Origin of the sequence: Anoxybacteroides voinovskiense (assembly GCF_014196205.1) — a bacterium.
Taxonomy (GTDB): Bacteria; Bacillota; Bacilli; order Bacillales; family Anoxybacillaceae; genus Anoxybacteroides; species Anoxybacteroides voinovskiense.
In genome coordinates this window covers 12,334-25,641 of record NZ_JACIDE010000019.1, presented here as the reverse complement: position 1 = coordinate 25,641, position 13,308 = coordinate 12,334, and the positions used below count along the sequence as shown (strand labels likewise).

Annotated in this window: 12 protein-coding genes and 2 other annotated features; all 12 genes read left to right on the top strand. The window is 44.3% G+C overall.

The window, feature by feature from the left end; genetic code table 11:
- Window positions 1–31: 31 nt before the first annotated feature.
- The 12 genes from polA (at window position 32) to infC (ending at window position 13,294) form a co-directional block, all read left to right on the top strand.
- Window positions 32–2,659 carry a DNA polymerase I gene (polA, locus tag GGR02_RS12255; RefSeq protein WP_229706196.1) on the top strand — a complete coding sequence of 876 codons (2,628 nt, stop codon included), beginning with the start codon at window positions 32–34 and terminating at the stop codon, window positions 2,657–2,659.
- A 15-nt stretch (window positions 2,660–2,674) separates the two neighbouring features.
- On the top strand, window positions 2,675–3,496 hold the full coding sequence (gene mutM / locus GGR02_RS12250) for a DNA-formamidopyrimidine glycosylase (RefSeq protein ID WP_183185268.1): 822 nt from the start codon (window positions 2,675–2,677) through the stop codon (window positions 3,494–3,496).
- 14 nt (window positions 3,497–3,510) lie between these two features.
- The gene (gene coaE, locus GGR02_RS12245) at window positions 3,511–4,107 is read left to right on the top strand and encodes a dephospho-CoA kinase (RefSeq protein WP_183185266.1); all 597 of its coding nucleotides are present in this window, start codon (window positions 3,511–3,513) and stop codon (window positions 4,105–4,107) included.
- 122 nt (window positions 4,108–4,229) lie between these two features.
- Window positions 4,230–5,258 (top strand): glyceraldehyde-3-phosphate dehydrogenase, encoded by a 1,029-nt coding sequence (locus GGR02_RS12240; RefSeq protein ID WP_183185263.1) that lies wholly within the window; start codon window positions 4,230–4,232, stop codon window positions 5,256–5,258.
- Between the two features lie 237 nt (window positions 5,259–5,495).
- Complete coding sequence (speD, locus tag GGR02_RS12235) at window positions 5,496–5,870, top strand: adenosylmethionine decarboxylase (protein WP_066327582.1); 375 nt, start codon at window positions 5,496–5,498, stop codon at window positions 5,868–5,870.
- A gap of 107 nt (window positions 5,871–5,977) precedes the next feature.
- Window positions 5,978–6,367 (top strand): cytosolic protein, encoded by a 390-nt coding sequence (locus GGR02_RS12230; RefSeq protein ID WP_183185261.1) that lies wholly within the window; start codon window positions 5,978–5,980, stop codon window positions 6,365–6,367.
- Between the two features lie 16 nt (window positions 6,368–6,383).
- Entirely contained in the window at window positions 6,384–6,845 is a 462-nt protein-coding gene (nrdR, locus tag GGR02_RS12225) for a transcriptional regulator NrdR (protein ID WP_183185259.1), read from the top strand.
- Between the two features lie 60 nt (window positions 6,846–6,905).
- On the top strand, window positions 6,906–8,291 hold the full coding sequence (locus GGR02_RS12220) for a replication initiation and membrane attachment family protein (protein ID WP_183185257.1): 1,386 nt from the start codon (window positions 6,906–6,908) through the stop codon (window positions 8,289–8,291).
- Window positions 8,292–8,305: 14 nt separating this feature from the next.
- Window positions 8,306–9,244 (top strand): primosomal protein DnaI, encoded by a 939-nt coding sequence (dnaI, locus tag GGR02_RS12215; RefSeq protein WP_183185255.1) that lies wholly within the window; start codon window positions 8,306–8,308, stop codon window positions 9,242–9,244.
- 88 nt (window positions 9,245–9,332) lie between these two features.
- Entirely contained in the window at window positions 9,333–10,172 is an 840-nt protein-coding gene (ytxC, locus tag GGR02_RS12210; protein ID WP_183185253.1) for a putative sporulation protein YtxC, read from the top strand.
- Between the two features lie 50 nt (window positions 10,173–10,222).
- Window positions 10,223–10,446, top strand: a binding site (T-box leader).
- Window positions 10,447–10,489: 43 nt separating this feature from the next.
- Entirely contained in the window at window positions 10,490–12,421 is a 1,932-nt protein-coding gene (gene thrS, locus GGR02_RS12205; protein ID WP_183185251.1) for a threonine--tRNA ligase, read from the top strand.
- Between the two features lie 160 nt (window positions 12,422–12,581).
- Window positions 12,582–12,705 (top strand) — a sequence feature (ribosomal protein L20 leader region).
- 1 nt (window position 12,706) lies between these two features.
- Complete coding sequence (infC, locus tag GGR02_RS12200; protein WP_183185250.1) at window positions 12,707–13,294, top strand: translation initiation factor IF-3; 588 nt, start codon at window positions 12,707–12,709, stop codon at window positions 13,292–13,294.
- Window positions 13,295–13,308: the final 14 nt, after the last annotated feature.

The following is a 13,308-nucleotide window of genomic DNA, read 5'->3' as shown; positions in this document are numbered from 1 at the left end:
AAGGGCAGCGAAATCGGAGGAGGGAGAACGAGTGAAGAAGCTAGTATTGATTGACGGCAATAGCATTGCCTATCGTGCATTTTTTGCGTTGCCGCTTTTACATAACGATAAAGGCATTCATACAAATGCGATTTACGGATTTACGATGATGCTCATGAAAATTTTGGAAGAAGAAAAGCCAACCCATTTATTAGTAGCATTTGATGCAGGCAAAACGACGTTTCGCCATGAAACGTTTGGCGAGTATAAAGGCGGAAGGCAAAAAACGCCGCCGGAGTTGTCGGAGCAGTTTCCATTTTTGCGCAAATTATTGGAGGCATACCGCATTCGTACGTATGAGCTAGATCGATATGAAGCAGATGATATTATCGGGACGTTATGCACGCAAGCGGAAAAAGAAGGGTTTGACGTTAAAATTATTTCAGGAGACCGCGATTTAACACAATTAGCATCCGAACATGTAACGGTTCATATTACGAAAAAAGGAATTACCGACGTCGAATCGTACACACCAGAAACAGTGAAAGAAAAGTACGGGCTGACCCCTGCGCAAATTATTGATTTAAAAGGTTTGATGGGCGATGCATCAGACAACATTCCAGGGGTGCCGGGCATCGGGGAAAAAACGGCGCTGAAGCTGTTAAAAGAGTTCGGTACGGTTGAGCAATTATTGGATTCGCTAGAGCAAGTAAGCGGGAAAAAAGTAAAAGAAAACCTTGAACGATATCGAGACGTAGCGTTGATGAGCAAACAACTAGCGACCATTTTGCGCGATGCCCCGCTTGCTATTGCACTCGAAGACACGAAATACGAGGGGTACGATGCAGAAAAAGTAACCGCCCTCTTTAAAGAGCTTGGTTTTCAATCGTTGCTTGGAAAACTTGCTCCGATAGAACAAGAGCAACCAGCGCATTTAAACGCTATTTCCTATACCATCGTCGACCATATTACAAAAGAAATTCTAACAGACGATGCTGCTGTTGTTGTCGAAGTGTTGGAAGAAAACTATCATAAAGCTCCGATTCTTGGTTTTGCCATTGCAAACGAAAAAGGGAACTTTTTTATTCCGGTGGAAATCGCCTTGTCGTCGGCGACCTTTAAACAATGGCTAGAAGACGACAAAATGAAAAAAAGTGTATTTGATGCAAAGCGGGCCATTGTCGCGTTACGATGGAAAGGCATTGCAATGCGTGGGGTCGATTTTGACTTGCTTATCGCCTCTTATCTTTTAAATCCGTCACAATCGACAGAAGACATTGCTTCGATAGCGAAGACAAAACAGTATACAGACGTGCAACCGGACGAAATCGTGTACGGAAAAGGGGCAAAGCAGAAAGTGCCGGATGAATCCGCATTGGCAGAACATCTTGTCCGGAAAGCAGCGGCAATTCGCGCGCTAAAAGATACGTTCATTGCTGATTTAAAAGCAAACGAACAATATGCATTATTTACTGAATTGGAATTGCCGCTCACGCTCGTATTAGCGGACATGGAATTTTTAGGGATCACCATTAACGTGGAACGGCTAAAAGCGATGGGAGAAGAGCTTCAAGGACAGCTACAAGCGTTAGAGAAAGAAATTTACGAGCTTGCAGGGCAAGTGTTCAACATTAACTCCCCGAAACAGCTCGGGACGATTTTATTTGAAAAATTGCAATTGCCAGCGTTGAAAAAAACAAAAACGGGGTATTCCACCTCAGCAGATGTGTTAGAAAAATTAGCACCGCAACATGAAATTGTCGAGAAAATTTTGCATTATCGTCAGCTTGGCAAACTGCAGTCTACCTATATTGAGGGATTGCTAAAAGTTGTCCATGAAGACACGAACAAAGTGCATACGATTTTTAACCAAGCGCTAACGCAAACAGGACGGCTAAGTTCGACGGAGCCGAACTTACAAAACATCCCGATTCGGCTAGAAGAGGGGCGGAAAATTCGCCAGGCGTTCGTTCCATCAGAGCAAGAGTGGGTCATTTTTGCTGCCGATTATTCTCAAATCGAGTTGCGCGTGCTAGCGCACATCGCCAACGATGAAAACTTAATTGCAGCGTTTCAACAAGATTTAGACATTCATACGAAAACGGCGATGGATATTTTCCACGTCAGCGCAGAAGAAGTAACGCCGCAAATGCGCCGTCATGCAAAAGCGGTGAACTTCGGTATCGTGTATGGCATTAGCGACTACGGCTTATCGCAAAACTTAAACATTTCCCGCAAAGAAGCGGCGGAATTTATTGAACGATATTTTGCGAGTTTTCCTGGGGTGAAACGATACATGGAAGACATTGTGCAGCAGGCGAAGCAGACCGGATACGTGACGACGCTTTTACATCGCCGCCGTTATTTGCCTGACATTACAAGCCGTAATTTCAATTTGCGCAGCTTTGCCGAGCGGACAGCGATGAATACGCCGATTCAAGGAAGTGCGGCAGACATTATTAAAAAGGCGATGATTGATTTAGCGGAACGTTTGCAAAAGGAAGAAATGCGCGCACGAATTTTATTGCAAGTGCATGACGAACTCATTTTAGAAGCGCCGAAAGATGAAGTGGAACAATTAACGAAAATCGTTCCAGAAGTCATGGAACACGCCATCGAATTGCGTGTCCCGTTAAAAGTGGACTATCATTTCGGACCAACATGGTATGACGCGAAGTAAAGGAAGGGATTTACCATGCCAGAATTACCAGAAGTGGAAACGGTGAAACGTACGCTTCTTCCGTTAACCGCCGGCAAAACGATTGAACGTGTGGAAGTATTTTGGGAAAATATTATTAAAAAGCCGGACGTCGCAACGTTTACGGAAATGCTGCAAGGGCAAACGGTTCGCGGCATCGAACGCCGTGGAAAGTTTTTGAAATTTTTGCTGGACGACTATGTGCTCGTTTCGCATTTGCGCATGGAAGGGCGCTATCGTGTAGCGCCTGCTTCTGAGCCACTCGAACCGCATACGCACGTCATCCTCCATTTCGATGACGGGACGCAGTTGCGGTATCGGGATGTGCGAAAGTTTGGAACGATGCACCTATTTAAAGCAGGAGAGGAAGAGAAAGAGCTTCCGTTAGCAAAGTTAGGGCCGGAGCCGTTTTCAGCGGCATTTACGCCAGCATTTCTCATGGATAAGCTAAAAAAAACGAATCGAATGCTCAAAAGCGTGTTGTTAGACCAAACGGTGGTCGTTGGGCTCGGCAACATTTATGTCGATGAAACGTTGTTCCGCTCGCAGCTTCACCCCGAGCGGTCAGCTTCGTCATTGACAGCGGAAGAAATCGAACGGCTTCATCGCGAAATTGCAGCGACGCTAAAAGAGGCGATTGCACACGGAGGGAGCACGGTTCGTTCCTATGTGAATACAGAAGGAAAAGCAGGAACGTTTCAGCAACAACTGTTTGTGTACGGTCGTAAAGGAGAGCCATGTAAACGATGCGGGCACCTTGTGCAAAAAATCATCGTTGCTGGACGCGGCACGCATTATTGTGCGCAGTGCCAACAATAAAAAGGGGGAGGAAAATGGCGCTAACGATTGGATTAACTGGGGGGATTGCCAGCGGAAAAAGCACGGTAGCGAATATGCTAAAAGAGTGGAACATTCCTGTTGTGGATGCAGATAGGATTGCCCGCGAAGCCGTGAACGTCGGGGAAGAAGCGTACGTCCGCATTGTCGAAACGTTCGGGAAGGATATTTTGCAAAAAAACGGGGAAATCGACCGCGCGAAATTAGGAGCACTTATTTTTCATGACGAAGAAAAGCGAAACCAGCTAAACGCTATCGTCCATCCAGCAGTGCGAAAAAAAATGCTTGAACAGCGGGACGAGATTCTTCAAAAAAATCCGGTCGTCGTGCTTGATATTCCACTTTTGTTTGAAAGTAATCTCACCCATTTTGTCGATAAAATCATTGTCGTTTATGTAGACGATGCCATTCAGCTCGAGCGGTTAATGAAACGGAACGGCTTTTCGCAAGAAGAAGCGCTTGCCCGCATTCATTCACAGATGCCGCTAAGCGAAAAAAAAGTATACGCCGATGCTGTGATTGATAATAACGGAACAATTGATCAAACGAGACAACAGCTTTTAACGATTTTAAGCGAATGGGACGTCCTGTAAAAAATAGGACGTCTTTTTTATTTTTTGTACGATTTCCTCTACACAAATATTGAAAATATGTTATACTATTTATGTGAATAAGTGATAATTAGTATAACATATATTTGAGAGGAGAAAATTTAATGAAGGCGAAAGTAGCGATTAATGGGTTTGGACGAATTGGACGAATGGTGTTTCGAAATGCCATCGACGCCGAAAACTTAACTATCGTTGCGATTAATGCGAGCTATCCACCAGAAACGTTAGCTCATTTAATAAAATATGACTCCACTCACGGCAAATTTGCAGGAGAAGTAGTTGCACTTGAAGATGGGCTTTTAGTGAACGGAAAGAAAGTGCTGCTTCTCAATTCGCGCGACCCGCAACAGCTCCCGTGGAAAGAGCTAGATATCGATATTGTCATTGAAGCGACAGGGAAATTCAATTCGAAGGAAAAAGCAAGCCTCCATTTAGAAGCAGGGGCAAAGCGTGTCATTTTAACCGCACCGGGAAAAAACGAAGATGTCACTATCGTCATGGGCGTGAATGAAGAGATGCTCGATATTGACAACCATTTCATCATTTCAAACGCTTCGTGCACGACAAACTGCTTAGCTCCTGTCGTGAAAGTACTCGACCAAACATTTGGCATTGAAAATGGATTGATGACGACCGTTCATGCGTATACGAACGACCAAAAAAATATCGACAACCCGCATAAAGATTTGCGCCGCGCTCGTTCTTGCGCCCAATCCATTATCCCGACAACGACAGGTGCGGCAAAAGCGTTAGCGCTCGTTTTGCCACATTTAAAAGGAAAGCTGCACGGCATGGCGCTTCGCGTTCCGACACCAAACGTTTCGCTTGTCGATTTAGTCGTTGACTTGAAGCGAGAAGTTACGGTCGATGAAGTAAACGAAGCGTTTATTCGTGCGGCGAACGGTTCGTTAAAAGGCATTATCGATTTTACGACTGAACCGCTTGTATCTATTGATTTCAACACAAATCCACACTCCGCCATTATTGACGGTCTGTCCACGATGGTAATGGAAGGTCGGAAAGTGAAAGTGCTCGCTTGGTATGACAATGAGTGGGGCTATTCGTGCCGTGTCGTTGATTTAGCAAATTTAGTCGCCCACAAGCTAATGGAAAAATTAAAAGTGAACGCATAAAGCGCTGGCATTCGTCAGCGCTTTTCTCATTTGAGAAAAAAATAAAAAAGTGTATTGCAAAAAAAAACTAAACAAAGTATACTATGATTCGTGAACTTCTTAAACGCACGGTAATGTGACTACTTAAAGGGTTAGGACCTCTTTGGACTAACTTTCCCCCGTGGTAGTTATACATGCCATTATGCAAAAGAATTTCATGTTTATTTTTTTGGAAAATAAGTTAAAGGGGGACTTTTGATGGACACAATGGGTCGTCACGTTATCTCAGAATTATGGGGATGCGATTTTGATAAGCTGAATGACATCGAATTTATTGAAAAGACATTTGTTGATGCAGCATTAAAATCTGGCGCAGAAATTCGTGAAGTTGCTTTCCATAAATTCGCGCCACAAGGAGTAAGCGGAGTCGTCATTATTTCTGAATCACACTTAACGATTCACAGCTTCCCAGAGCATGGATATGCAAGCATCGACGTGTATACATGTGGAAACTTAGATCCGACGATTGCCGCAGATTACATTGCGGAAGCGTTAGGAGCACAAACGCGCGAAACGATTGAACTTCCGCGCGGAATGGGTCCGATTGAATTGAAAAACGTAAAAGCACTGTAATGACGGGAACTAAAAAGAGGTGGCAAATGCACCTCTTTTTTTAATTGTACATATGGATGCCAATAGTGGTATCATAATAGTAAAGAATTTCGCAAGGAGCGGCAAAAATGAGTGTTTGGAACAAATGGAAATACGTTTTTACGAATCATTGCGAAACGAACGAAACGCATGAAGATGAACGGTTGCGTAGCCGGTACTATAAGGCGACAAACGGGCAGGCAATGAAAGCAGTGAAAGAATTCCTTCAATCGTCTCCGCACTATGAACTCCTCTCTGTATCCGAAGAGCGAGGGGAATTTAGCGCAACGACACGAAGCGGGAAAAAGGCGTTTATTGTCATTACCGTCATTTCCGTTCGCCCGTTAGAAACTGCGATTGACTTTTCGGTGACGACCGACACGACGTTTGATTTCGGCTTTAGCCGTCGCGTCATTTTAGATTTGTACGAACAGTTGGACAAACGGTTGCCGTATATCGGTTCCGGAATTAATGGATGAAACAGGAGTGGTAATGATGAAGTGCCCAACTTGCCACCATCTCGGAACAAGGGTGCTTGATTCGCGCCCTGTCGACGATGGGCGTTCTATTCGCCGTAGACGAGAATGCGAACAATGCCATTATCGTTTTACAACGTTTGAAAAAGTCGAAGAAATGCCGTTAATCGTTGTGAAAAAAGAAGGCACACGTGAAGAGTTCAGCCAAGAAAAAATATTGCGTGGGCTCATTAAAGCGTGCGAAAAACGACCGGTAGCGTTAGAACAATTAGAGAAAGTAACACAGGAAATTGAACGAGAGTTGCGCCACCGTGGAGTGGCGGAAGTGAAAAGCGAAACGATTGGTGAAATGGTCATGGAACGTCTATCGAAAATCGACGAAGTCGCATATGTCCGCTTCGCCTCTGTATACCGGCAATTTAAAGACTTAAACGTCTTTATTGAAGAACTGAAAGAATTAATTAAAAAAGAACAGCAGTAAAGGGCTTGATTCGCGTGATGGAAAGCCCTTTTTTTAATCAAATGAAGGAAGGTCGATAGCATGGAACATCATTGGAAAGAACTGATTCCTGTCGATCGGTACATCGTGCGCAGCAACGGTATGCTCCATGACTTTGATCGGAAAGTAATAACACTTTTATATCAACCGTTAATCGGCTCTCGCGCGTTTAGTTTATATATGACGCTATGGGGTGAACTAGACCAGCAGTTTCTCACGTCAGAAACAACGCACCATAGTTTAATGGCGATTATGCAATGCAGCTTAAAAGACATTTACGAAGAGCGGCTAAAATTAGAAGGGATCGGGCTATTAAAAACGTACGTCAACGAATCGAAAGACCCGAAACAATTTATTTATGAATTGCAGCCACCGCTTTCGCCCGAAAAATTTTTTAATGACGGGATGTTAAACGTCTTTCTTTATAATCGCGTTGGGCGGACAAAATTCCAAAAGCTAAAACAATTTTTCTCCATACCGGCGCTTGATACGCAGCATTTTTCTCCGATTACCCGTTCGTTTAATGACGTGTTTGCGTCCGTTCATCCAGAGCAAATGGTTACTACGATGAATGAAGAGGCGAAAAACGACTTATCCCTCTCGCAAGAACGCACCTATCTCGACCGAAGCAATGAAACGTATGCGCTTGGAGAAGAAGTATTCGATTTTGAGCTATTTTTTGCGGGGCTTTCGAAACAAATCGTTCCAAAGCGAGCGATTACGGCAAAAGTGCGGGAAGCGATTAAAAAGCTTGCGTTTTTGTATGGAATTAACCCTCTAGAAATGCAAAAACTTGTCATGGATGTCATCGATCCGACGGAACATATCGACATTGAAGCGCTGCGAAAGGCGGCGCGCGACTGGTATCAGTTTGAACGTGGCGACGAATTGCCGCATTTAAGCATGCGTGTCCAACCGTTTGCGTATCGGACGATGACGGACGTCGAGCCGAAAACGAAGGAAGAACAGCTGATAAAGCAGTTGGAAACGATTTCTCCGCGTCAGCTATTAATGGAAATTTCTGGTGGAGCAGAACCGTCGATGAGCGATTTACAGCTTATTGAAGACATTATGTTCCAACAAAAGCTGTTGCCTGGTGTTGTCAACGTCTTAATTTATTACGTTATGCTTCGCACCGATATGAAGCTATCGAAAGCATATGTCGAAAAAATTGCTAGCCATTGGGCGCGAAAAAAAATTCGCACTGTCAAAGAAGCAATGGAGTTGGCGAAAAAAGAAGCGCAAAAATACCAAAGTTGGGCAATCGACAAAGAGAAAAAACCTGCCCGGAAAACGGTGCGCAAAGAAATGTTGCCGGATTGGCTCAACATGGATTATAGTCAAAAAGAAAGCGAACAAACACCGAGCGACCTCGAAGCAAAACGCCGCGAACTAGAAGAGCGGCTGAAAAAATATCGAAATGAGTAATAGGATGTGGGAAGATGGAACATATGAACCAACTGCTTGGCCGCCTGCTTCATCGGCAAGATTTCCGAAAGCGCTACGAACAACTAAAGCAACAAGTGCTCTCCCATCGGGAAGTTCAAGCGTTTTTGCGTGCACATAAAGAAAAAATAACCGAAGACATTCTCGACCGCAGCCTTGTGAAGCTATACGAATTTATGGAACAAACGACAAACTGCCAGCGGTGTCCGAGCTTAGAATCGTGCCAAAATTTGTTGAAAGGGTATCATCCCCGCCTCGTTTGGCAAGGCAATGCGATTGACGTTCAGTACGACCGCTGCCCGACAAAAGTGAAGCACGATGACCGCAAGCGGCAAGAAGCATTAATTCAAAGTTTATTTGTCCCAAGGGAAATTTTGCAAGCTTCGTTATCAGACGTTGATTTGACTGATGAAGGACGAATGAAGGCAATTGAATTGGCAGAAACGTTCGTTTCTACCTACGAGCCAGGGAAGAAAATGAAAGGGCTATATTTATACGGCTCGTTTGGTGTTGGAAAAACATACATTCTTGGTGCAATTGCGAACGCATTAGCAAAAAAAAATATTGCGTCCCTTATCGTGTATGTGCCCGAATTTTTCCGTGAGCTAAAAAGTTCGCTTCACGACCAGACGATTAATGAGAAGCTAGAATACGTGAAAAAAGTGCCGGTGCTTATGCTTGATGACATCGGTGCAGAATCGATGTCGAGTTGGGTTCGCGACGATTTATTGGGGCCGATTTTACAATACCGGATGTTAGAAAATTTGCCGACTTTCTTTACCTCGAATTTTGACTTGCAGCAACTCGCCCATCATTTAACGTATTCGCAACGAGGCGAAGAAGAACAAATGAAAGCGGCGCGCATTATGGAGCGCATCCGTTATTTAGCACAGCCCGTCGAAATTAAAGGACGAAACCGCCGCATGGAAACGTAGATGGCCGCAACTAGCTTTTTCTGATTCTAAATAAAGTTGTCCCCCCATATATATAGAACAAGCATTCACTGATAAAGGGGGGACGACATTGATCAACATTTATTTTGAACAAACCAACGAGCTAGAAAAATTTCTTTGCTTGTTGCAAGCAGACGCTGACCCGCTCTTTAGCTGTGAGCATAGCGACGATCGGGTAGTGACTATTCATCTCGAACGTGCAGAAGAAAATGGATTGGCTGCGGTCGCACGAACGGTTGCTCAGTTTATTTTGCGTTTTATGGAAGACCGGCTATTATTATCGATTATTTCAGGTACGTTTTATTATAATGACGAAGAAGAACAGCAACAAATTTTGCAGCTTGCCCATTCTTTTCTTGACGGGGAAAGGCATGACTATCGAAATGGAAACCAGCACGGACAGTCGCGCGAGGCGCTTATTATGGACGCGCTATTGCCGTTTTTAAAAGATGGGCTTTCCTTTTCTTTAGCATCGTTCGTGACGTTTCGATTAAAACCGTATATTGAATTACTGTCCCATTATGTCGAACTAGCGATTGATGAGTACAAATTAGAGCAGGAATATCAAACGTTTGTGCAGCTGTTGCGCGACTATGTTGCGATGCGCGAGACAAAATGGTCAGTTGTTCATCTCGTGCATCGTCCGCCGGAATTTTTCTTTTTTGACGAACAGTTTCATTATGTGCCTAAGACAGAGCTGAAACAATGGATTGACCGCAAGCTAGTTAATCAGCCAATGTATATTGATTCTACCGTCTTAGCGCCGCTCGTGTCGCTTGCGCCAAAGACGATTTACGTGTATACGGACGAGCCGGATGACGGTATGCTGCAAACGTTGCAAAATGTATTTCAAGAGCGGCTTCGCTTTTGCCCAAGTCAGGCGTTCCGCCATTCGTTTTCGGTAGAGTGACTTGATTTTTCCACATTCTCATTTTATAATTACGTACATAATGGATCGACGGAAAAGTGATGATGAGGACATGGGTGTATTTTTACGGTTTCCAGAGAGGGAAGGCTAGGCTGGAACCTTCCTAACACGAAAAATGCACTTACCACCTCGGAACTTCACCTGTGAAAGACTTGTTCGAGTAATAGGTGACGGAGAAGGCGCCGTTATGCTATTCGAGCCATCGCTGTTGGCGATGGGAAGAAGGGTGGAACCACGAAACAAACTCGTCCCTTGTGTGAGGGAGGAGTTTTTTTATTTATCGAAAAGGAGTGAAAATGATGTCAGAAGTAGTGAAAATTACGTTTCCAGATGGAGCGGTAAAGGAGTTTCCGAAAGGGATTACGACTGAAGAAATTGCTGCATCGATTAGCCCAGGACTAAAGAAAAAAGCGATTGCTGGAAAACTCAACGAGCGGTTACTTGATTTGCGGACGCCAATTACGGAAGACGGAGCAATTTCCATTATTACACAAGAGATGCCAGAAGCGCTGGACATTTTACGTCATAGCACTGCCCATTTAATGGCACAGGCGATTAAACGGTTGTATAAAAATGTAAAACTTGGCGTTGGTCCTGTTATTGAAAATGGCTTTTATTACGATATTGACATGGAAGAGTCGTTGACACCAGAAGACCTTCCGAAAATCGAACAAGAAATGCGGAAAATTGTCAAAGAAAACTTAGAAATTGTCCGGAAAGAAGTAAGCCGTGAAGAAGCAATTCAACGATATGAAGAAATCGGCGATCATTTGAAAATTGAATTAATTCACGACATCCCAGAAGGAGAAGTCGTTTCGATTTATGAACAAGGCGAATTTTTTGACCTTTGCCGCGGCGTTCATGTCCCATCGACAGGAAAAATTAAAGAGTTTAAGCTGCTAAACATCGCCGGAGCATATTGGCGTGGCGACAGCAACAATAAAATGTTGCAGCGCATTTACGGTACGGCGTTCTTTACAAAAGAAGCGCTCGACGAATACCTTCGCCTCTTGCAAGAAGCGAAAGAACGCGACCATCGTAAGCTAGGAAAAGAATTAGAGCTGTTTACGACATCGCAAAAAGTAGGACAAGGATTGCCGCTTTGGCTGCCAAAAGGGGCGACGATTCGTCGTACAATTGAGCGCTATATCGTCGATAAAGAATTAGAACTTGGCTACCAACACGTCTACACACCGGTGCTTGGCAGTGTCGAGCTATATAAAACGTCTGGACACTGGGATCATTATAAAGATGGCATGTTCCCACCGATGGAAATGGACAATGAGCAACTCGTGCTTCGTCCGATGAACTGTCCGCACCATATGATGATTTACAAAAACAAAATGCATAGCTATCGTGAGCTGCCGATTCGCATTGCTGAGCTTGGAACGATGCATCGCTATGAAATGTCTGGGGCGTTGACCGGCTTACAACGCGTGCGGGGAATGACACTAAACGATGCGCACATTTTTGTCCGTCCAGATCAAATCAAAGACGAATTCAAGCGCGTCGTCAACTTAATTCTTGAAGTGTATAAAGATTTTGGGCTTGATGACTATTCCTTCCGTCTGTCATATCGCGACCCGCAAGATAAAGAAAAATATTACGATGACGATGCGATGTGGGAAAAAGCGCAAACGATGTTGCGTGAAGCGATGGACGAGCTAGGGCTCGACTATTACGAAGCAGAAGGAGAAGCAGCGTTTTATGGGCCAAAATTAGACGTGCAAGTACGTACAGCGCTTGGAAAAGACGAAACGCTCTCGACCGTTCAGCTTGATTTCTTACTGCCGGAGCGCTTTGATTTAACGTATATTGGCGAAGACGGAAAACCGCATCGTCCGGTCGTCATTCACCGCGGCGTTGTTTCGACGATGGAACGCTTTGTGGCGTTTTTAATTGAAGAATATAAGGGAGCGTTCCCGACATGGCTTGCGCCGGTGCAAGTCGAAGTCATTCCAGTGTCGCCTGCCGTCCATGTTGACTATGCATACAAAGTAAAAGAAGCGCTTCAAGCACAAGGATTCCGCGTGGAAGTCGATGAGCGAGATGAGAAAATCGGCTATAAAATTCGCGAAGCACAAATACAAAAAATTCCGTATATGCTGGTAGTCGGAGATAACGAAATGAAAGAAGGAACGGTCAACGTCCGCAAATACGGAGAACAAAAAAGCGAAACGATGGCGCTTGAAGACTTTATCGCAACGTTAAAAAGAGAAGCGCGCCGTTAACCGAACCTGCGGAAGTTTCTTCCGCAGGTTTTAAAAAAATAGTTGCCAACAGTAATAACATTCGGTATAATGAAACATGTTGTGCGAAAGCAGGGAATAAAAAATTGACATGCCGCTTCCAACATGGTATACTACATAAGTCGAATAGAATACTTGTTTGTGACAAAAGCAGAAGCACCCGCTTCTCACCTGGCTGACGCCATTCGCTGTTGGCAGGTTGTTACGGTTCGGTTATAGAGCGTAATGAGCGTGGGTGTCGTATGCATCCACGTTTTTTATTTCGAAATGAAGAAGCTTTTCGCAAAGGGTGCAAAAAACAAACAAGTCATTCGGAAAAAACCTTGGAGGTGGCTAGTTATTAGCAAAGATTTTATCGTTAACGAAGGCATTCGTGCACGTGAAGTTCGTTTAATTGACCAAAACGGCGAACAATTAGGCATTAAATCAAAGCAAGAGGCGTTAGAAATCGCTGCAAGACTGAACCTTGATTTAGTGATGGTGGCGCCAAACGCGAAACCGCCGGTATGCCGCATTATGGACTACGGCAAATTCCGCTTCGAGCAACAAAAGAAAGAAAAAGAAGCGCGCAAAAAGCAAAAAGTCATTAACGTCAAAGAAGTGCGCTTAAGCCCGACGATTGAAGAGCACGATTTTAACACGAAACTCCGCAACGCACGCAAATTCCTTGAAAAAGGAGACAAAGTGAAAGCGACGATTCGCTTTAAAGGGCGGGCAATTACGCATAAAGAAATTGGTCAACGTGTATTAGACCGTTTTTCTGAAGCATGCGCTGATATTAGTGTCGTGGAATCGGCACCAAAAATGGACGGACGCAGCATGTTTTTAGTGTTAGCGCCGAAAAACGATAAATAATCGAACGAGGAGGA